This window comes from Dyadobacter sp. 32 (genome assembly GCF_902506755.1).
In the GTDB taxonomy this organism is placed as follows: domain Bacteria; phylum Bacteroidota; class Bacteroidia; order Cytophagales; family Spirosomataceae; genus Dyadobacter.
The window spans coordinates 4,735,088-4,756,675 of the sequence record NZ_LR735258.1 but is presented as its reverse complement, the minus strand read 5'-3'; the positions used below and the strand labels follow the sequence as shown (position 1 = coordinate 4,756,675).

19 protein-coding genes are annotated in these 21,588 nt (G+C 43.9%); 8 read left to right on the top strand and 11 right to left on the bottom strand.

Going from position 1 to position 21,588, the window contains the following annotated elements; genetic code table 11:
- Positions 1-43 precede the first annotated feature (43 nt).
- The 5 genes from DYADSP32_RS19415 to DYADSP32_RS19395 all read right to left on the bottom strand — a co-directional run bounded on the left by DYADSP32_RS19415 (position 44) and on the right by DYADSP32_RS19395 (position 7,010).
- Positions 44-3,820 (bottom strand): DEAD/DEAH box helicase, encoded by a 3,777-nt coding sequence (locus DYADSP32_RS19415; protein WP_149241209.1) that lies wholly within the window; start codon positions 3,818-3,820, stop codon positions 44-46.
- A gap of 109 nt (positions 3,821-3,929) precedes the next feature.
- Positions 3,930-4,370, bottom strand: coding sequence for an NUDIX domain-containing protein (locus DYADSP32_RS19410; protein ID WP_149241210.1), 441 nt, complete (start codon positions 4,368-4,370; stop codon positions 3,930-3,932).
- 30 nt (positions 4,371-4,400) lie between these two features.
- A complete protein-coding gene (gene lpcA / locus DYADSP32_RS19405) occupies positions 4,401-4,991 on the bottom strand; it encodes a D-sedoheptulose 7-phosphate isomerase (protein WP_149241211.1) in 591 nt (196 codons plus the stop codon).
- 52 nt (positions 4,992-5,043) lie between these two features.
- Positions 5,044-5,700 carry a tRNA (5-methylaminomethyl-2-thiouridine)(34)-methyltransferase MnmD gene (gene mnmD / locus DYADSP32_RS19400; RefSeq protein ID WP_149244760.1) on the bottom strand — a complete coding sequence of 219 codons (657 nt, stop codon included), beginning with the start codon at positions 5,698-5,700 and terminating at the stop codon, positions 5,044-5,046.
- A gap of 35 nt (positions 5,701-5,735) precedes the next feature.
- On the bottom strand, positions 5,736-7,010 hold the full coding sequence (locus DYADSP32_RS19395) for an aspartyl protease family protein (RefSeq protein ID WP_149241212.1): 1,275 nt from the start codon (positions 7,008-7,010) through the stop codon (positions 5,736-5,738).
- A gap of 295 nt (positions 7,011-7,305) precedes the next feature.
- On the opposite strand from DYADSP32_RS19395, the gene tpiA reads away from it, so the two are divergent.
- Entirely contained in the window at positions 7,306-8,067 is a 762-nt protein-coding gene (tpiA, locus tag DYADSP32_RS19390) for a triose-phosphate isomerase (protein WP_149241213.1), read from the top strand.
- Between the two features lie 99 nt (positions 8,068-8,166).
- Here the strand turns inward: tpiA and DYADSP32_RS19385 are convergent, their stop codons facing one another.
- The 4 genes from DYADSP32_RS19385 to DYADSP32_RS19370 all read right to left on the bottom strand — a co-directional run bounded on the left by DYADSP32_RS19385 (position 8,167) and on the right by DYADSP32_RS19370 (position 11,662).
- Positions 8,167-9,384 (bottom strand): OmpA family protein, encoded by a 1,218-nt coding sequence (locus DYADSP32_RS19385; protein ID WP_149241214.1) that lies wholly within the window; start codon positions 9,382-9,384, stop codon positions 8,167-8,169.
- 188 nt (positions 9,385-9,572) lie between these two features.
- The gene (locus tag DYADSP32_RS19380) at positions 9,573-10,328 is read right to left on the bottom strand and encodes a DUF5672 family protein (RefSeq protein ID WP_414617907.1); all 756 of its coding nucleotides are present in this window, start codon (positions 10,326-10,328) and stop codon (positions 9,573-9,575) included.
- A 15-nt stretch (positions 10,329-10,343) separates the two neighbouring features.
- A complete protein-coding gene (locus DYADSP32_RS19375; RefSeq protein WP_149241215.1) occupies positions 10,344-11,321 on the bottom strand; it encodes a glycosyltransferase family 2 protein in 978 nt (325 codons plus the stop codon).
- Positions 11,322-11,383: 62 nt separating this feature from the next.
- Positions 11,384-11,662 (bottom strand): hypothetical protein, encoded by a 279-nt coding sequence (locus DYADSP32_RS19370; protein ID WP_414617906.1) that lies wholly within the window; start codon positions 11,660-11,662, stop codon positions 11,384-11,386.
- Positions 11,663-11,672: 10 nt separating this feature from the next.
- Between DYADSP32_RS19370 and DYADSP32_RS19365 the strand changes: the two genes are divergently transcribed.
- The 7 genes from DYADSP32_RS19365 (at position 11,673) to DYADSP32_RS19335 (ending at position 19,451) form a co-directional block, all read left to right on the top strand.
- Positions 11,673-12,260, top strand: a complete 588-nt coding sequence (locus DYADSP32_RS19365) for a hypothetical protein (protein ID WP_414617905.1) — start codon at positions 11,673-11,675, stop codon at positions 12,258-12,260.
- A gap of 894 nt (positions 12,261-13,154) precedes the next feature.
- A complete protein-coding gene (locus DYADSP32_RS19360) occupies positions 13,155-13,703 on the top strand; it encodes a hypothetical protein (protein ID WP_149241218.1) in 549 nt (182 codons plus the stop codon).
- Between the two features lie 59 nt (positions 13,704-13,762).
- Complete coding sequence (locus DYADSP32_RS19355) at positions 13,763-14,548, top strand: nicotinamidase (RefSeq protein WP_149241219.1); 786 nt, start codon at positions 13,763-13,765, stop codon at positions 14,546-14,548.
- A gap of 131 nt (positions 14,549-14,679) precedes the next feature.
- Positions 14,680-17,532, top strand: a complete 2,853-nt coding sequence (gene uvrA, locus DYADSP32_RS19350) for an excinuclease ABC subunit UvrA (RefSeq protein WP_149241220.1) — start codon at positions 14,680-14,682, stop codon at positions 17,530-17,532.
- 30 nt (positions 17,533-17,562) lie between these two features.
- Positions 17,563-18,036 (top strand): antitoxin Xre/MbcA/ParS toxin-binding domain-containing protein, encoded by a 474-nt coding sequence (locus tag DYADSP32_RS19345; protein ID WP_414617904.1) that lies wholly within the window; start codon positions 17,563-17,565, stop codon positions 18,034-18,036.
- Positions 18,037-18,047: 11 nt separating this feature from the next.
- On the top strand, positions 18,048-18,509 hold the full coding sequence (locus DYADSP32_RS19340; RefSeq protein ID WP_149241221.1) for an RES family NAD+ phosphorylase: 462 nt from the start codon (positions 18,048-18,050) through the stop codon (positions 18,507-18,509).
- A gap of 105 nt (positions 18,510-18,614) precedes the next feature.
- The gene (locus tag DYADSP32_RS19335) at positions 18,615-19,451 is read left to right on the top strand and encodes a fumarylacetoacetate hydrolase family protein (protein WP_149241222.1); all 837 of its coding nucleotides are present in this window, start codon (positions 18,615-18,617) and stop codon (positions 19,449-19,451) included.
- A gap of 77 nt (positions 19,452-19,528) precedes the next feature.
- Here the strand turns inward: DYADSP32_RS19335 and DYADSP32_RS19330 are convergent, their stop codons facing one another.
- Together DYADSP32_RS19330 and der are read right to left on the bottom strand one after the other, a co-directional pair.
- Positions 19,529-19,927, bottom strand: a complete 399-nt coding sequence (locus DYADSP32_RS19330; protein ID WP_149241223.1) for a hypothetical protein — start codon at positions 19,925-19,927, stop codon at positions 19,529-19,531.
- Positions 19,928-20,250: 323 nt separating this feature from the next.
- Positions 20,251-21,561, bottom strand: coding sequence for a ribosome biogenesis GTPase Der (der, locus tag DYADSP32_RS19325; protein WP_149241224.1), 1,311 nt, complete (start codon positions 21,559-21,561; stop codon positions 20,251-20,253).
- Positions 21,562-21,588 lie beyond the last annotated feature (27 nt).

Sequence of the window (21,588 nt, the reverse complement as noted above, 5' to 3'; positions counted from 1 at the left end):
TAGGCAGTAAAGTATTAAGTCTCAGACGTTCGACGGATTTGGTTTAACTAAAAAGTCCCATAATGTCCTCCTGGGTTAATTTTTTGATAAACCCTGCCTCTCCACCCACGAGGTCTTCCGCCAATTCCTGTTTCCGTTCCTGCAATAGCAATATCTTTTCTTCAATGGTGTCTTTACAGATCATCTTGTAGGCAAATACCTTGCGGGTCTGTCCTATTCTGTGTGTACGGTCAATTGCCTGCCGCTCCACAGCCGGATTCCACCAGGGATCCATCAAATAGACGTAGTCCGCTTCGGTGAGGTTCAATCCTACTCCACCGGCTTTCAGACTCATTAAAAAAACCCGACAGTTCTGGTCACTCTGAAAGCGATTAACGCGTCCTGCCCTGTCGACTGTCTGTCCATCCAGATATTCATATGGAATATTGACTTTTTCCAGATGCTGCCGGATCAGGTCCAGCATACCTAAAAATTGACTGAATATCAAAATTTTATGATTTGAGGCATTTTCCTCTATTTCCCTAACGATCTCTTCCAGCTTGGCCGATTCGTTGCCATAGTCCTCCTCGTCGGATAAGAGTACGGGAGAGTCACATATTTGTCTGAGCTTCAGCAATGCTTCAAAAATCAGGAAGTTACTCTTGTTCAAGCCATCAGTAGCCAGCTTTTCAGCAATTCGCTGACGATACTTTTCACGTACTGTTTCGTAGACCTTGCGTTGCTTTTTGCCCATTTCACAGTACAAAATCGTCTCGGTTTTGTCAGGCAGATCTGTCGCAACTTCTTCCTTGGTACGCTTTAGCATAAAAGGATAAACCAGCCTGCGCAATTCTTCCGCTTTTTGTTTATCCTGAAATTTATCAATGGGTAGCGCATATTCGGCACGGAAGAAATCAGCGTAGCCCAATAGGCCAGGATTCAGAAACTCAAACTGCGAATAAAGGTCGAAGGTGTTATTCTCAACCGGCGTACCAGTCATGGTAAGCCTGTTGGTGGCTCTGAGAAGCCGGGATGCTTTGGCGGTCAACGAATCCGGGTTTTTGATGGCCTGCGACTCGTCCAGAATGATGTAGTGAAAATCAAATTCCCGAAGCAATTCCACATCGCTCCGCATGGTGCCATAGGTGGTAAGTATGATATCGTATTCTTTGAAAAAGTCGAAATCTTTTTTCCTGTCCATGCCCCGGTGAACATAGAGCCTCAGATCGGGGGTGAACTTGGCCGACTCCGCCTGCCAGTTAAATATCAGCGTGGTGGGTACCACAACAAGATTGGTCCGTCCTGACTTCCGGTTTTTCAGCTCCTGCAAAAATGTAAGCATCTGCACCGTTTTACCCAGACCCATATCATCGGCCAGGCAGCCACCCCAGCCAAATTCGTCTAAAAAGTGCAACCATTTGTATCCTTCCTCCTGATATTGACGCATTGTAACGTTAATATTTTTGGGAAGCGGCACATCGGGGATCTCTTTAAAATTCAGCAGTTTTTGCTTTTTTTCCCAAAGCTCCTGCAATACTTCCTCATTATCAATCTGATCGGTCAGTTGCTCTATGAGTGAAAAATGGAATTTAGACAAATGTACCTCGTCGCCATCGACACGTCCAAATTTCAGCAATGGTTCCAGCTTAGCTATCCACTCCTCGGGCAAAATACCCATTGAACCGTCTTTAAGTTCAACATAATTCTGCTTTTTGAGTAAGGCTTTTTTGGCGTCGGCCAGTGTCACCTGCTGATCTCCGAAAGTAATTTCGATACGCATATCAAACCAATCTATTCCTGAGGAAGCACGCACCTGCACAGTCCCTCTATTGGGATTGATGCGCATTTTTTTCAGGTCCTTGAAGCCCAGCAGAACGATCTCCTTTTCTTTCAGCGCATCCACAAAATGGAAGAGCCAGCCATCCTTCATGACCTCTTCGAAAGGAATAAAAAAGAAAGGATGCCCGGACTGGTAGGCAAAATCCGGATGGAGAGATTCCACCCATGTCCATATTTCTGTTTCACGAAGGGCCTCACGTTCAAGCAAAGTAATTGCCGTCCCGTCAAACTGAGCCTTTGTATTCTGATGGTCGCTAATAAACTCTATTTCCTCACCTTCACTATTTTCATAGACAAAGGTAGGAACGATTAGCAGGTTGGTATCGTCTTCTTTCAGGTATACTCTGGCTCCCAACATTGAGAGGGGGCGCGTCTCAACTGCATGCCTCGTCTGGAACAATACCTCAAATTGCTCTGCAACAGGCATTACCCAATCCTTCAAAAAATGATCCGCATGCTCTTTTTTTACACGGATTTTGAATCCGTTTTGCCTCAGATAATCCACCATTTCGGCATTATTGATATCGGCCCACCTGAAAAGCCGATTCTCATTATACATCCCAAGCCAGAAGCTCGAAAACGTCAGGACTTTCTGCAAATCGACTGGAGTCCCTTTTTCAATTTCTACATACGGATTCAGTATAATAAACTCTTTGTCTTCCGTCAATACAAATAACAGCCTAACGGGCGTGGCGTGAATCTTTACCTCCTGAAGCTGCGTCTGATTGGTCACATAGTCACCATCTGAAATAAATATGCGATCCTCGGCCAAATCTCTGAAAATACGTTCCACAATGCGACCAACCCACTTATGAGCTTCCCGTTTGTATTCGGGCTCCTCATCTGCGTTACTGCTTGCACCCGTATGAGCCTTCATGTATTTGTGTAATGCTTCCGGGCTGAACTGGCGGGCTGCCCTGATCAACCTGGAATCAGCGGCTGTAAGGACTGGTATTTCGTCTGGTGTATATTGGGTCCCGGTGCCACCGGCAATACTGCGTATATGGGTAAATTTTTGCGACTTCGAGCTTGTTTTAGCAGAGAAAATTCCGAAGCCAAAATCGATGAGATTGTGAGAGCCTCCCGGCCAGAAAACATAAAGAGATACCCGCTCCTCGCCAATTCCCGATTTGTCCAGATCCGCAACCTGGTACACGGTCGAGGCATTGGGGATGACCCTGTTTCTCAGCTTTTCCCAATTTTGAAACGCGCCTATTTTCTGGATACCCTGATCAAGTTTGACAAGTTTTAAAGTACCCGTCAGATCAATTTTGAAATCAAATTTATTTTCCAGGTCATCTTCCAGCGAATAGCCGTACTCCTCCAGCAACTTATTCTTATCTACCGTCCAGTCGCGCATCATTTCGAAGGCACGTTCGCCAAACTGGTCCCTGAGCTTGATCAGCGAAGCCAGCTTGTGTTCACATAGAGGCACATATAAGGTCTGCCCACAGGAACAGGATGTGGTGATCTGATTTGAATTTTCGACACGATTAAACTGCACTGAAAACTCCTGATCATTCATGCTCACGCGACAATCTGCATATCCATCCTTTGTAGAAATCAGTTCTGTTTTAGGATTTTGGTTTCTGGCGATCCAGCTGTCTCTGGTAACGAGGTCTTCAAGATACACATCCTTAATAGCCGGCAGTACGATCATGGAATCCGACATTTCATGAAGCTTGGGCTTTACGTAAGCGGGCATTTTGTCCAGAACATATAGGATCATCGCCACTCTGTGCTTACAAAGGCCACCGTAATCATAGGGGCAGTTACAGGAAGTACTGATATTTTGAGTAAGAAAATCTTTGATTTTCACGACATAACTCTGAATCGAGTAGTCGCTTCTGACTTTGAATTCGGCGTAGCCGTTTCCATTGTAATCCAATTTTATCACACTGTAACCTCCGCTGCTGAAGATAGAGCGCCCCCGTGAGAGAACCTGGCTTTCTGTATTTCTTTTGACGAATTGTGATAATCTTTCCTTCCGCTCGTTATCCATTTATGATCAAAAAGTCATTAAACAGCAAAAGTACGGTTTGTTTCCGTTTATAAGAAGGCATTGGAAAAGTATAATACGCAAGTAATGCCTGGTGATGCTATTTATTCCTTTATCCCAGATAGGGTTGATGGATCGGACCCACATAAGCTGATGCAGCATTCCCGTTCAGATAATCCTGAATGTTTATCCCAATATTAGGATAAAGTAAGGTATCCGCAAGGGCTGTTGTAGGCACCCAAACGATTTCAAGGGCCGTTGTTTCCTTGGGGTTCAGAGCGGGTTCACCTTCCATAATTGTTGAGCTGTACACCATATGTAAGGTATCCCGGTTCAAATCGGTCCATAACACTTCACCACAAATCGCGAGTTCACCAATCTGGACTGTTATGCCCATCTCTTCTATGAGTTCTCGCCTCAAAGCCTCCGTAAGACATTCACCAGGGTCAGGATTACCCCCAGGTAAAGCAAAAACTTCATTCTTACCATACACATAGCGCATGGTAAGAATACAATCGTTTTTAACAATTATTGCGGATGGCCTGCATTTCATGATGAAGTGGTAATAGGATAGTAGATAATATTATTCGGCGGTACCCAAGACCATTTTTTCAATAAGTAGCATAAAAATATGAATGACTTTGATATGGATTTCCTGAACACGGTCGGCATAACCGAAATGCGGCACAATGATTTCAATGTCGGCTGTTCCCGCCAGCTTTCCTCCATCCTTTCCGGATAAGATTACAACCTTCATTCCTTTGGCCTTAGCTGCCTCAACCGCTTTGATAATATTGACCGAGTTTCCGCTGGTGCTCAACCCCAAGAGCACGTCACCGGGCTGACCCAATGCCTCAATATACCTGGAAAATACAAATTCGTAACCATAATCATTGCTTACGCAACTCAAATGGCTTACATCCGAAATGGCGATGGCAGGCAGCGCCCGCCTGTTGTTGCGGTATCTGCCTGTAAGTTCTTCTGCAAAGTGCATGGCATCACAGTGAGAGCCGCCGTTTCCACAGGAAAGTATTTTTCCGTTGCTCAAAATTGTCTGAGCCATTATCTCAGCCGCATTTTCAATTTTTTTAATTTGATCAGGATCACTCAAAAATGTATCCAATACCTTTTGCGCTTCCTGCAACTCCTGACTAATAATATGCTGATAACTCATGCCCTTAATTTAAAATTATGATTCCCACTACAATCGCCTTTTAGACAAACCTCTACATTTTTACTGCTCTCAAAACGTGCCATTTTTTACCGGGACCTTTGTGTTTTTCAACTGAAAATCCCGATGCCGCCAGTGCACGTTTGACGATGCCTTTCGAAGAGTATGTTACTAATACGCCACCCTGCCGGGTTTGGGCTGCAACCTTCGACAAAATTTCCTCGGACCATAATTCCGGCTGCGCTTTTGGATCAAAAGCATCATAGTAGATAATGTCAAACTGCTCATCGCAAAGATAATCCTGTAATGTTACCTTCTCTTTCCTGAAAAGAAATTTTTCGGATAACGGGTGATCAACACCCCAGGAGGTTTCATGAAGGTTCAGAAAACCGCATTTTGCTACAATTGGCTCGTAATTGAGCTGAGAGGCTTCTGCAAGCGAGACAGGGAAGGCTTCAACGCCAGTATAGCTAATAGCTCTTTGATATTTATCAGCAATATCCCAGGACAGAAACGCGTTCAGACCGGTGCCAAAGCCCATTTCAAAAATGCGAATGGGACCCGATTTCTTTTCCAGAACCGGTTTTAAGCCAAGATTTATGTAAATGTGCCTGGATTCATTTATGGCTCCGGAAGTAGAATGGTAGTGCTGATCGTATTGAGCATTATATAAAGAATGAGATCCGTCTTCGGTAAGTCTTAGGCGCTCCAAAATCAGCCAGTTAATGGTTTTGGCTTTAAAAATAATCAAATCATTCTTCTCAGGGTGAGCTTGGTGAAAAAAATGTTACCATTTCTCTTCACCAATAGTTCGATATGCTTACCGTCTCCCAATTGCATGAGTTTGTATATTTCACTCACATTCAACTCGGTAGCGGAATGGTCATCAATAAATAGAAGCTGATCTCCTTCCTCGAGCCCTGCATCTGCTGCCGGAGATTTTTCCTGGACGTGATTCACTACATATGACCTGAGATCTTTGCCCTCTGCCCTGATTTCTAACCCGCTCATGTCGTGTTCAAATTTTTCACGAAGCCTGTTTTTGATGGGCTTTAATACCATGTAGCGGTCACGATAGTTCATCGTCACCTTAAATCGGCGAAGTAGTTCGCAGCCTATGTTGCCCTGCCTGTCAAAACCGCCACGTAATTTGGAACTGAAAGAAACGCTGTCTGGAAACGATGCCACGATATTATCCATCGTAAAACGGCCTAGCCTGACCTGCTCTATGCGACCCAGATTACCATTAATCACCCCATTGAGGCCTCTGCCCAGCTGTGCCCTGATTACTTTTTCAGGTAGCCGGAAATTATCGGCTCCCGTGGTGTTGTTCAGAAGCAAGGCGTGTCCGGCACCGGTATCAATCAAAACCCTGATGGGATGCTCTCTGCCATCGGCCAGTAACGTCACCGCGTCGGTAAATGGCTTGGTGTCTTCTATGATCAGCGGATGCTTGTCACCCTTGCGTGATTTATATTTGTACCGATCAGGTTGCATGAGAATGATTTCTTTCTTGGCGAAGTCGATGGTTACGACGAAATTATTGAAAATCTCATAACCAAATATCCCGTGCACCGGCACACCAACATATTCTGAAAGTCGGAGAAAATCCTCTTCCAGTACAACGATGTTTTGATGATTCGCCCGCAACCTGCCCATTGCAAATCGGTTATCAATTGCTACATGTGCGGCAATCGACTTCCCTTCACCTGCTCCTGTAAGATTCACTTTGCGGGTCAGACGCAACTTATCTGGCTTCAATATGTCCGGATCTGTTACGATGATCGAACTCACACCCGTATCCAATATAAACCGGAGCGAGTCCGAATCGTTGATACGAATATAAATCAGAATGAGATTCGAATGTAGCTCAAACGGAATACGGGCTGTTTTGTGGTTTTTCTCTAAAAAATAGCCGTATTTTTCGGTTGACACCTCAGGCACATCGTCATCATTACGTGCCATTGCCCATCCCGAAATTAGAATCAGAAGTATCGATATTAACCACTTAGATGCATTCATCGTGGTTGCTTTGTTTAAGTTCTTATGGTAAAGCTCTATTTATTTCGTCCAACACGTTGATTTCGAATGGTTCGTTCCAAAAAATCATTTTCCGTGCACTCTAAGTATCAAAAATGGCTAAATCGGTTTCTTAAGTAAATTTAGGTAATAATTGTATGATTTAAACACAAAAAAATCTTTATATGTCCAAACAGTTTGATATTTTTTTGGGTCAAAATTCAGAATACGGTTAATGTCGAAATTATGGTAATTTTGTTGCGTCAAATGAAGATTTAACCCAATAAAAATTAAGTGTATGCGCAAAAAAATAGTTGCCGGTAATTGGAAGATGAACAAGCTGTCCGAAGAAGCGGTGGCGTTGACCTCGGAGCTTGTAAATATGGCTAATGACGAGGTCCAGGGAGATGTTAAAGTGATTCTTTGTCCGCCGGCTATTTACCTCACCACGCTGGCAAAATATATTGCAGATGCGCCAAATTTCGCATTAGCTGCTCAAAATTGCTCCGATAAGGATTCCGGTGCTTTTACCGGGGAAATTTCTGCGGGTATGCTACAGTCCATCGGTGTAGGCTATGTACTGATCGGCCACAGCGAACGACGCCAGTATTTTGGTGAGTCCAACGCACTTCTGGCAGCCAAAGTGGACGCTGCACTTTCCAAAGGAATCTCGCCCATTTTCTGTTGCGGTGAATCTCTTGATCAAAGGCAAAACGAAGATTTTATCGGATTTGTAAAAAATCAAATCACAGAAAGTCTCTTCCACCTTTCTGCTGAGCAGTTACTGTCAGTGGTAATTGCCTATGAGCCTATTTGGGCCATCGGTACTGGCCTGACTGCCAGTGCGGAGCAGGCACAGGAAATGCATAAGGCCTTAAGAGAGCACCTGGCATCGAAATACGGATCTGCTGTGGCTGACGATATTTCTATTCTTTACGGAGGTAGTGTAACGGCCGCAAGCGCCGCTGAGTTATTTGCAGCACCCGATATTGACGGAGGGCTTGTTGGAGGCGCTTCCCTTAAGTCACGTGAGTTTACCAATATTATCAAAGCGCGGTAATTGACACGCCTTCTGCGCTTCAGTTCCGTTTTGATAACAATTTCGACTAAAAAATTGGGGGTGAGTTGTTTACAACTACACCCCCAATCATTCTCAAGCTTAGCTTTTCGTTATTACAAACTCCACTCTTCTGTTTTTCTTCCTTTCTTCCTCTGAGTTACTTTTTGTAAAAGGCCGGGTGGATCCATATCCTTTGGCTTCGATTCGCGATTCATCAATTCCCTGCTCCACCAGATATTTTTTTACGGACAGCGCACGGTTTTGGGACAGCTCAATATTTTTGTCAAAATCCCCCACTTTATCCGTGTGTCCTTCCACCCGTATCTCTATGGAAGGATTTTCACGCATCATTTCCACAAGACGGCCCAACTCTTCACGTGATTCGCCAAGTAAAGCGAATTGGGAGGTTTCAAAATAAATGTTGTTGAGGGCGATCGTTTCGCCCACCTTCAAGGGAATCAGGTACACGTTTTTAATGAAATCACTTTCCGACGAATCAGAGGGTGTTATCTTAATATCCTGACCATAATAGCCCTTTGCTGTAACACGCAAATCATATTCAGACTGCCGATCCATTCCGATTCTGTACTTTCCTGACGAAGATTTAAACTGTAAACTATCTCCGTTCTCCTGATAAGAGACCTGTGCGGGAACCGGTGTTTTTGTCTTCGCATCATAGATCGTACCGCGCAAAAGGGCAAAGTCGGTCGTGGTTGGTTTTTTAATCTCCTCTTTTTCTAAAACCACATCCTCTTTGGTTTGTTCTTCAACCTGCTTTTTAACCTCTGGCTTTAACTTTTGTACCGAAGATTTTGGCTTTTTCGGTGGATTATTGATTTTAACTCCGTAAAAATTCCAGGATTGATGCCCACGGGCACTTCTTCCTTCATAAAAATCGAAGGTTTCGATTCCCGGCGTCAGCCTTTCGAAATAGGCAATGAAATCCACCGTTTCGCCAGGTCTCACCTGCTTTTTTGCAGCTGTGGGAATATTTTCAGCTTTGATCAGCTTAAATTTTACATTCACTTCACCTGGCTTGTACAATCTTGTTTCACTATCAAGCCAAATTTGATTTTGTCCTGTGCTCTCCCGGCCACCTCCCAGCCCCGGAAATAGTGGCTGTACATTTTTTGGCGTATCATCCTCGGTAAACTGGAGATAAATTACCGTGTATTGGTCAGTGAGCTCGACCCTTTTAATTTTCACATATTCCGCAGATTGCTCCTCTACTTTGGGATGGTCCGTAACCTGCCCTATGACCGATTGAACTGAAAGTCCTATGACACCTATCCATGCCACAAGTGGTTTGAAATTCATGGCGATAAAATTTTAATTTTTAATAACGATAACAAAAAACGCCTGAGCGAACCATATAGTTTGTTAAAAATTGTTAAACCTTGTTAAAGAAAGCAGCTCCACAGGTTCGGTACGATTGATTCGCCGTTCCAATCATTGGTAAGGAGACGGTTCTCTCGTGATACCATAAAAATTTGCATTCCCATGGACTATTTCAGATCAATATAGTCTTTCCAAAATGCAGGATCATAACGTTCCCATGCGTGGCATCCAAATGGCAGCTTCCGATCCGTAAGCGCAAAGGAGGCAGCAGGGCTTTTCTCAAATGCAAAATGAAGGGCTTCCTGCCATGTGGGTAATTTCATAAAGAGTTTCATAGGCAAAAGTCTCGTTGCCTCCTGCGAAAAAAGCATGTCTTCATTCCCCTTCCAGGCAGGATAGAAGGTATTGTATATTTTCAAATACTTTATAAATGAACGAACCCGGCGTAGTGATAATCCTCCGTTCAGCACCACCCTCCTGCTTGAAAGAGCGGCACCGTAGCACTCCTTGGCATCTGCAGAAAAAGAATCAAAGGATTCCTGATGCAGCGTGGGCGATCCGATGTAGTCGAAACCTTTTTTACACCATGCTGTAAGTTCATCCCGAAACACAAAGGCATCAAGCTGATAAATCAGCATGTATTCAAATGCTGTAAATCGTTCGTAAAAGAATAGAGAAGTCATCAGCTCGTTGTAACTATCTACACCTTTAAAGTACTTATCCTCAAATGACATGAGTTCGATATCCGGGTAAGAAGCATGAAGCTCGTTCAAATCCAGACTTTCCGGTTTAACAATCTTCACAGGATACCCTGCCAACACCCGAATACATTGTTGAAACGAGCGCTTTTCGGCTTCTGTAAAAGTAGCTTTGTAGATGGGGATTACAACGGTAACCAGGTGGCTGGGTTTACTTATTTTCACTGTATCGGAGCTACATTATTCTAAAAGATCACCAATGGCGGGTATCCACCAGTCACGACTGCTAAAAATATAATATCCTTGAAAGACATCATGTAACACCGGAGATAGCCTCAATAGCCTGTTGGCAGGCAACGTAGAGCGTTTTTTGAAATGCTTTTGGGTCAAATAAAGCTTAATCAGCTTTTCTCTGGGAACCAAAGGCACATCTCTTAATAGCATATACAACATTTCAAGATTTTTGGCCTTCTCGGCAAGTGGAAGCAGTTTTTCCTCCCGGCTTCGGGTCAGGCGCTCTTTCAGGCTTATGAATTCGACCTTTGCTCCAAACCCGACTTGCTGGCCATTGTGTATCCGGTAAGATACCAGTGTATCAGCAATAAACGATATCTTCCCCTGCAGGCAAAGCACGAGCGCTATCCAGGCGTCGTGAATCAGATCGGGAATGTGGGTGGGGAAGGGTATTAATCGCGGGAGACAAGATTTTCTCAGTGAAAGCGTGGCACCTGTTACCACAAAACCATAGAAAAGTGTTTCGTGCCCTTTTCCTTTCTGCCACTTGTTTTGAAGAACCTCCCCGAATTCAATTTCCTTCCAAATTGTTTGTCCAGAGGGTTTTGAATCATCATCAATGATCAGCGCATCTGAAAAAACGGCATCTGTCCCGGGATTTCCATCGTAAAATTCAATATGCCGGGCAACCTTGTCCTCTCGCCAAACATCGTCTTGGTCTGTAAGAAAGATAATATCCCCCTTACAGAGCATAAGGCACTTTTCAAAATTTTTAGTGGAACCCAGGTTAACCGGATTACTATGGATAGTAACCGGAAATGGACTTGTTTTCGCAAACGCATTCAATACCTCAATCGTATCATCATTTGATCCGTCATCACATACAACCAGTTCATCCACTGCGACTATCTGATTGGCTATGCTCTCCAACTGCTGCGGCAAGAACCTTGCTCCGTTGTAAGTGCACATGGCCACTGAAATCATATTCTCTAAAAATTAATTATAAAAAACATTTAAAGGCGAAATCTCCATCTTTAAAATGCATCCTATTGGTTGTTGACTAATATTGGTTGACCCGTCGTCATTTTTTCTACGCTGGGCAAAACCTTGTGGCTTATGGCCCAATCCATGTAGTAAGTCATGTATTCAGACTCTTTGTAATATACCAGCTGCACTTCGTGGTTATGCTCCCATCTTCTTAGTCTGTCCGTCACATCGGCGTTACTTTCCCTAAGCTCTTTACCATTGAAATAGAAGCTGGTGAGCCAAATTAATACAGAAGCAACCAAAATGCCGTTCAGATGTTTTGGCTCTATTTTTTGCATTTTCCATAGAATGAGTGTCAGAAACACAGGTATCAGTGCTGTAAAAAACATGTATCTGGAAGCTGTACCTCCGGCTGCCTTGGAATTAAACCGTGCCACGGCAATAACTATTGCTGTCAATAGGGGTAGGCAAAACAAGGTATACAACAACGGATTTTTAACTGCAAAGCCTCTAAAAAACAAAACTACCCAAAAAACAAATATAGGTATACCCACAAGAGCACAAATGATAATGTTGGCATACCTGGCAGGTATACCCTCTGGATTAACAAAAACAAAGCTTCCAATAAAAGTAAACAATAACCTTGCCATCCATTCAAAGTTGATTGCCCCAAGCGGGCTATTCTGCACTTTCGAAGCCGGGCCAAACAGGATCAGGAACAGGCAGATCGAGAAAAAAATCCACACATACAACAGGCGAAACTTCTTTTGCGACCAAAGTAAAAACCCACCAAGCCCCCATACTATAAAACCATTTCCGAAGCATATAATCGCCAAAATGGCAGCCAGAATAGCAATAACAAAGCTTAAGCTCAACGCTTTGATACTTTTATCCAAAAAGAACAAGCTTAGAATGGAAAAGAAAAATACGGTGTAGTACTGAATTCCCCCCCAGTAATAAATCGAAACCTGATAGAAGGAAAGATTAAAAAGCGTTATACAAAGTAAAAGAAAGGCAAAATGAAATGGTAAATTATTTTTCAGCATAACCCTGAGACACAACCCGAAAGTCGCCAGGAGAAAAAAATTCTGCAAAAAAACCAAATGTCGAAAATTAATTACCTGAAAAAAATAATAATAAACCGTGGCAAAAACTCTGGAAAGAAAAATCCGATGCTCATTATGCGTCCTGAAAAGTGCCGTGATCTTTTCCCATAACGTATAACCGTCGAAATAGAAGTTTTTGATGAATAAGATAGTAGCATCGTAGTCGTCAAAAGAGGGAGCATTTAACGTATTATTCAAAATAGTATACGCAAAGGCAATAAAGATCCCAACGCCCGTACTGATTGACAGATATCTGCTCATATCCCGATGTTTTCGACAAAATTAATCTGATTAGAGGTGCTACCAAAAAAAAATGAAAATTCCAACTGAGGCTACTTGGGCTAAATACCCCCACAAGTCTCCAAATCAAAACTGGAAACGGTTTTAAAAGTGCATACCGGCATTCACAGACTACCCAAATCGGGCAATTTCCTGCATTACTGGACCAATTTTCGCTATTTTGATTAATGGAGTAATAACGGTTAATTTGAAGACCATTTTATTCTGAATCCGACGAGTGCAAGGGAACCAATAGGAAAAAACGCAATGAAGACTTAGGGGAATGCGAGGTACTGGAGGATAAAAATTGCAGACTCTTTGAGGGAAAAAACGATGCTGTGCCTTCTCTCAACCCAAGGTGGTCTTGTGTACGGACCCATTCGGAGAAATACATTTTGCCGGACTCCTGAGTACATGCTTACATTTGAACCATTTACAGTTCCTTATGCCTATACAAGACCAGTTAAAAAAAGCCATCATTCAGCTTTTGCCAAAAGAAAAAGACAAATTGTTACTCCGGCTCGTCGCAAAAGATAAGACCCTGTGTGATCGGCTATATTTTGAGCTTATCGAAGAAGCTTCAACCATACCTGAAAGAAGGGAAGAAATTGCCGGCAGAATTTTACACACCTCCACGATGGCCATAGATACACCGGCATGGATTATGATGGAAATGAAAGGTTTGAGCGGAGAAATCGCCTACCATGTGAAAATCACCAAGGATAAACTCGGATCCATTGAGCTTAACCTGTTATTGATGAATACCTTTCTCAATCGATATGCGGACCAACTTCAGAAGTACTCCTCGCGATCGGACAAATGTGCGCTATACATTGCTAAAAAAGCGCTAACGATTACCAATGCTCTGAATAAGCTTGATGATGATTATCGGTTTGATTTCAAACAGGATACGAACCGGATGTTGTCTCTAGTACACAGCCTTTGCTCAAAAATGTATGCGAGGCAATTGAATGTTCCTGAGAAAGTGGAGTAAATTCTGGCAAAAACGTGGGAGGCACAATCGCCAAAAAGTAAAATTTAACTTTAAAGGCTTTGAAAACAGCATTATTGATTATAGATGCCCAGTTCGATTTCTGTAATCCACTCGGAACACTCTTTGTTCCCGGAGCTGAGCAGGACGTAAGGCGTATTGCCCGGCTGATTGCCGTCAATGGTGACAAAATCGCACAGATTTTTGTCACGCTGGACACACACACCGTGTTGGATATTGCCCATCCGCTTTTTTGGGAAGACCCCAATGGAAATACACTTGCTCCTTTTACACTTGTAACTGCAGCGGCAGTAGCCGAAGGAAGATGGGTTCCCAGATATCATAAAGAATATGTTCAGGAATACCTGACTACCCTTGAAAGGGAAAGTCAATTCAGGCATTTCATCTGGCCCGAACACTGTTTGATAGGCTCAAAAGGGGCTTCTCTGGACGATACAGTGCTTGATGCAATATTATCCTGGACACATCTTACCCAAAAGGATTATCGGTTTGTTGTCAAAGGTTTGAATCCATTGACGGAACATTTTGGCGTCTTCAAAGCGCAGGTGCCGGTTGCCGGTGACCCAACAACCGGGTTAGATACAAATTTTCTTTCGGAACTGGATGCTTATGACCAAATATTAATAACCGGTGAGGCTCGCTCTCATTGCGTTGCCACAAGTGTGAAGCAAATAATGGATTATGCGCCCGCACTTGTCCCCAAAATTTCTCTGCTTACCGACTGCACCTCGGATGTACCGAACTGGGGTTATCTGGCTGACGAAATTTTTGAAGACGCTCAAAAAAGGGGCATGGTGTTTTGCAAATCCAAAGAGGTGAAATTTTAACTTTCGAGATATCTGGGTGTATCCATGCCGGTTTGTTTGCCCTCCGAAAGGCAACTAATTTTTAAATTTTTGAGTTAATAACAAGATTGAGGTATCACAAATACGCCTCTATTGGATCATCAAATCTCTTTATGACGCAATTAACAGTGCCCCGGATTGAAGCTTCTGAATTTGATGAGCTCGATCCGAGAAAATACATCCTGATCAAAGGTGCTCGTGTTAACAATCTCAAAAATATTGATGTAGCTATTCCGCGCAATAAGCTGGTGGTGATAACAGGGCTTTCTGGTTCCGGAAAATCCTCGCTGGCCTTTGACACCCTATTTGCCGAAGGTCAAAGAATGTACGTGGAAAGTCTGAGCAGCTATGCCAGGCAGTTTTTGGGTCGGATGGAAAAGCCGGAGGTTGAATATATTAAAGGTATTTCTCCAGCGATTGCCATCGAACAAAAAGTGAATACCCGTAATCCGAGATCTACCGTAGGCACCTCCACCGAGATCTACGATTACCTCAAATTACTCTTTGCGCGAATTGGACATACCTATTCGCCAGTCTCTGGTGAATTGGTAAAAAAAGATTCTGTTACAGATGTTGTAAATTTTATTCTTGCCCAGCCGGAAGGAGCCCGTGCAATGATCCTCGCTCCGCTACATATCCGGGCTGGTCGGGCATTACCCGAAGAGTTATCCATATTGTTATCCAAAGGCTATAACCGTATCGTCCTCAACGGTGAAATGGTAAGCATTGAGGATGCACTCGAACAAAACGAAACCAGCGGTCAGACGGACAACCAGATATATATTCTGGTTGACAGGGCATCGGTTCGTCATGATGATGAAGATACGCAGTATCGGCTGTCCGATTCTGTACAGACAGCCTTTTTCGAGGGTGAGGGCATTTGTATCGTGCGGGTGATCGATGGACCGGAAAGAATTTTTTCTGATAAGTTTGAACTTGACGGAATTTCATTCGAAGAACCCAGTGTAAACCTGTTTAGCTTCAATAATCCTTTTGGCGCTTGTAAGCGGTGTGAAGGGTTTGGGAAAATTTTGGGAATTGATCCTGAGCTTGTCATTCCTGATAAGAATCTTTCGGTGTATGATGGAGCCATAGCACCATGGCGAAGTGAGAAAATGAGCGAATGGCTGGTACCCCTGGTTAGGAATGGCTCCAAGTTTGATTTCCCGATACATCGGGTTTACAAGGATTTAACCTCAGAGCAAAAGGAATTACTATGGACTGGCAACCAGTTTTTCCGCGGCATCAACGATTTCATAGCTGAACTGGAATCTCAAACTTACAAAATACAGTACCGGGTTATGCTTTCCCGCTTCCGGGGCCGTACGACCTGTCCCGATTGTCGTGGTTCTCGACTACGTAAGGATGCATCGTATGTTAAAGTAAGCGGTGCTTCTATCACGGATCTTGTTTTAATGCCTATTACCGAAGTAGCCGCATTTTTCCGATCTGCCGAGCTCAACGAGAATGACAGGCAAATAGCCAAAAGAATCCTTACCGAAATCGAAACCAGATTGGATTACATGATCCGCGTTGGATTGGGATATCTTACGTTAAATCGCCTCACGAATTCATTATCCGGCGGAGAATTTCAACGTATCAAGCTCGCAACTTCATTAGGCAGTGCCTTGGTCGGCTCTATGTACATTCTTGATGAACCAAGTATTGGCCTGCACCCACGTGATACGCAAAGATTGGTTGGTGTATTGGAATCGCTTCGTGATCTGGGCAACACCGTTATAGTGGTGGAACATGAGGAAGAAGTGATGCATGCGGCCGATCAGATTATCGACATTGGTCCTGAGGCGGGGTCAGGCGGGGGACACCTTGTGTTTCAGGGAAATTGGGATGAGATCCGTAACCTGAAGGAAAGCTTTTTTAGCGGGGGAGTCCAGTCTCACACGTTAGCTTTCTTACTGGGTCGGGATAAAATCCCTTTTTCCAACATCCGCCGCCAATCCTTACATTTTATAGAAATAAAAGGCGCTAGGGAAAACAATCTTAAAGATGTGGATGTAAAAATTCCCCTGAATGCCCTGACCGTAGTGACAGGGGTCAGTGGTTCGGGTAAATCCACTTTGATCCGAAAAATTCTTTATCCGGCGTTGATGCGCCTGAAGGGAGAGTTTAGCGAGGAAGTGGGTAAATTTGACAGCATTACCGGGAGCCTGGATCGTATTCAGGCGATAGAAATGATCGATCAGAACCCGATCGGGAAATCGTCCAGATCCAATCCGGTAACTTACATCAAAGCCTACGACCACATCCGTCAAATGATGTCGGACCTGCCACTATCCAAAGCGCGTGGTTATAAGCCTTCTCACTTTTCATTCAATGTGGACGGGGGCCGGTGTGAAATATGCCAGGGCGAAGGGCAGGTAAAGGTCGAGATGCAATTTATGGCTGACATCTATCTGAAATGTGAAGGGTGTAATGGAAAGCGGTTCAAGCAGGAAATTCAGGAAGTACAATACGATGGAAAGGATGTCTCCGAAATTCTGGACATGAATGTGGACGAAGCCATCGCGTTTTTCAGCAAATCAGAACCCAAACTTGCGGAAAAGTTGTTGCCATTGCAGGAAGTAGGGCTCGGTTATGTAGGGTTGGGCCAGTCATCCAATACGCTTTCGGGTGGTGAAGCGCAGCGGGTAAAACTAGCTTCATTTCTCGGGAAGGGCTCTTCCAATAAAGGAAAAATGCTTTTTATCTTCGATGAGCCTACCACTGGACTGCATTTTCATGACATCAAAAAGCTCTTGAAGGCTATCAATGCACTGGTTGAACAAGGCGACACCGTAATTATTATCGAACATAATATGGAGGTAATCAAGTGTGCCGACTGGATCCTGGATCTGGGGCCGGAAGGTGGTGAAGGTGGCGGGTATCTCACCTTCGCAGGCACTCCCGAGGAAATGGTTAAAATCAAGGGAAATTACACAGCAGACTTTTTAAAGGGTAAGCTTTAAAAGTTGATAGATTGTTTGGAAAGCAGAATAATGTCACTTAATTTAGAGACATTATTCTGCTTTTCGTTTTTAGATATGCCGGAGCTTAAGGTTTTTTCAGATAAGTATGTGCCTTATGGTGCTACAACAACACCTGACTTCAAATTAATCCAGTCCTCACGCGATGGTTTGCTCCGATCCTATGTTGATCAGATATCGCAAATGGTTGGGCTGACCGACAATGAGATGGCTTACATTTTGGGGATGACGTCACGTAATCTTCACCGCATCAGCCCTGATAAGCGTCTTGGTATTGAAGCTTCCGAACGGTTGCTTTTGCTCAGAAACATATTGATACATGCCATGGATACTTTTGAGGGTAAACAAAATGTTGTCCTCAGCTGGCTTCGCACAAGTATTCCGGAATTGAATGATCAGGCACCCGTCACACTTATGGATACTGTAACAGGCTTTGGCTTGGTCAATGATGTTTTGGGCCGTTTGGATTATGGCCTCCCGGCCTGATATTTGTTTTCATGCCAGTCGTTTACAGAATTATCAGGGAAAAGTTAAAGGATCAATCCCTCTCATCGGAGGGAAGCAGGCTATTCGGTGCCCGATGGAACCCAAAAGGAACGGGCATTCTGTACACTACATCCAGTCCTGAACTAGGGTTGGTGGAGACTCTGGCACATGCACCCGGAGTGCGTTATGAAGATTTACCTAAATACTGGCTCTCGTCAATAGAAATCCCGGAGAATATCAGAATGTATCATGCCGGGGATATGCCCCCATACTGGCAGGACAGCCATAACGAACGCACACAATATTGGCTCAACGCATGGCTAAAAGAGCCGGATGTGCTCGCTCTTGCCATTCCATCGATCATTGTCCCCTTCTCTCACAACTTGTTGCTGCATCCAAAACATACCCTGTTCGCTGAAATCAAACTCATTACACAAGAACCAATTCCCATTGACCGCCGCTTGTGGCATTGAGGAAATAGGGTGTGGATAGCCTGATTGATTGTCATATTCGTACATACAATAAAGTAAAGAATACATCCGTCAACCTTTTGAAACAGATATAATCAATCCATACCCATGAAATTATTTAAAACCGAGCATGGTATTTTGCTGGAAAGCGACGATCACTTTTACCGCCTTCCTGAAACTGACTGGGACACTGCGGTGAACCGGGATGATCTTCATAGCTGGCTGGAAACTCAGACGCAAAAATTGATTCCTGTTACCTTCTCTGAAGATTTGCCCATGCCGGCAGTGCTTTCTCCTATTGGCTCTCAGGAGGTTTGGGCCTCAGGTGTTACCTATTTCAGGAGTCGCACGGCGCGTATGGAAGAATCAGAAAAAGCGGGAGGTGGGAATTTCTACGACCGTGTATACGATGCAGATCGCCCGGAGTTGTTTTTCAAATCGACGGCGTGGCGTGTGGTTGGGCATCAGGGAACTGTTCGGATCAGACGCGACTCTACATGGGACGTTCCAGAACCGGAACTTACCCTATTTGCCACGGAGTCGGGAAAACTTGTTGGTTATACCATCGGTAACGACATGAGTTCCAGAAGCATCGAAGGCGAAAACCCATTGTATCTTCCCCAGGCTAAATCATACACAGGCAGCGCCGCATTGGGGCCCTGCTTGTATGTTCCTTCCGAACCGCTCTCCGAAAATACACTCATTGATCTATCCATCGTCCGTGGAGGTGAAGAAGTATTTAACGGAGAGGTTACGCTTTCGCAAATGAAACGCAAACCCGAAGAGTTGCTCCACTTTCTTTTCAGAGAGATGTCGTTTCCTACGGGGTGCTACTTGATGACAGGCACTGGTGTCATACCTCCATCCGACTTCACTTTGCAGAGCGGTGATGTGGTCCACATCACGATTGAACCGATTGGCACATTGACCAACGTAGTTGGCTAGCGGTCGTTTATTCCCGGCATCACAATAAAAAAGGTATCACACGTTCGGTGTGATACCTTTTTTATTGCTCTTTACCATTATCCCCGGCTGACAATGGAACCGGCAAATGTGAAGACCATTGCTTTTACCACCCCAACAAGCTTAGAAACAATAGATTCGTCTGTTTCTTTACTATTTTCTTTCTCAAATAAGAAATAAGGTCCTTCATAAAGAATACGGTCATTTAAAGTGGCCATGTCACAAACGCTGCTAGCAATGTGCTGAACCGCCGACTTGTTCTCTTTTAGAGAAACAGCTCTGAAAGTCTCTACTTTGGCTCTGACTGTCTGTTTTGGAGCAGGCTTTGTTTTAACGACATGTGCTTCCTTGCCTGTTTTAAGCTTCTGATGCGCCACAAACATATTATGCGCATAACCTGTGGCATTGGCCTGAAGGCTGAACAGAAATAATATCAACAGTAATTTCAATGTTTTCATGGCTCTTTTTTATAGATGGTTCAAAAAAATCCGGCTAAATTCTTTGTAACTCATTGACAGTGCAAATATATATGTTTTAATAGGTATCTTGCAATACATAGTACCTTGTTTTTAACTTTTTTTTAATTTTTTTTATTTGAGTCAATTTATTTCGCCTCTGTAGGTATTCGATCAGTAAACAGATGGAAAATTAGGATGAATGGTTGCATAAAAAAAAATTTAATTACCAAAGAGCCTCTTTTAATGTACGAACTGTTTCAAAATTGTGATGAAACAAAAATCGCCGACATCACTGCCGGCGATTTATAACATTTTTGGGCATTCTATTTTTCCCTGAAGAAGATCGTTATAGGCACCCCTGAAAAATCGAAATGCTCTCGCATACGGTTTTCGAGATAACGCAGATACGGATCCTTAACATTTTTAGGGTTACTGCTGAAAAATACGAACGTAGGCGACGGCGTAGGCAGCTGGATCATATACTTTATATTGATATACTTCCCACGATCTGCCGGCGGGGGATATTTTTCAATCTCCTTTTGCATCACTTCATTCAATCGGGAAGTGGTGATCTTTTTGGTTTTGTTCTGATATACCTCCATCGCCTTTTCCATCACCTGGTGTATCCGTTGCTTTTCCACGACAGAAGCGAAGATGATCGGCATGTAGTTCATGGGGGAAAGCCTCTCTAAAAGGCTCTTTTTAAAAGCGTCGGCTGTTTTGGAATCCTTTTCGATCAAATCCCACTTGTTGACCATAATGACGATTCCTTTTTTTGCTTTATCAGCCTGACCGATAATCGTGAGGTCCTGGCCTTCAAGACCAAGTGTGGCATCAAGCAGAATAATACAAACATCTGACTCCTCCATCGCTTTTACCGACCGGAGGGTCGAATAGTATTCAATATCTTCATTGACGCGTGACTTCCTGCGTAGACCAGCCGTGTCAGTTAAGATGAACTCCATACCAAATGCCTTGTAATGCGTGTGAATGGCATCTCTGGTAGTTCCGGCAATGTCTGTTACAATGCTCCTGTCGGTACCTGTCAGAACATTCAGGAAGGATGATTTTCCTACATTAGGGCGACCCATAATAGCGATACGCGGAATACCTGCTTCCGGGTCTTCTATTCCAGGAGTTTCAAAGTGTGTGATTACAGCATCCAGCAACTCGCCGGTGCCGAAGCCCGTCTGTGCCGAAATAGCAAAAATCTCGTCTCCAAGTCCTAATTCGTAAAATTCGGCCGCTGATTGGTATCGTTCAGTGGTTTCAGCCTTGTTGGCTACCATATACACCGGTTTATTAAACCGGCGAAGCACGTTTGCAAAATCCTTGTCCAGATCGGTGAGGCCGGTCATGGTGTCTACCATAAATAATACGACGGTGGACTCTTCAATGGCCAGCTCCACCTGATCGCGAATGGCTCCTTCAAAAATATCTTCGGAGCCCACAACGTAACCGCCAGTGTCTATTACCGTGAAATACTGATCCGTCCATTCGCCATAGCCGTAGTGACGGTCGCGGGTTACACCGCTTTGATTATCCATGATGGCCTTACGGCTTTCGGTCAATCTGTTAAAAAGTGTAGATTTACCCACATTCGGGCGGCCTACAATTGATATTATATTTGCCATTAATTTTTAGGCTTTAAAATTTGATCC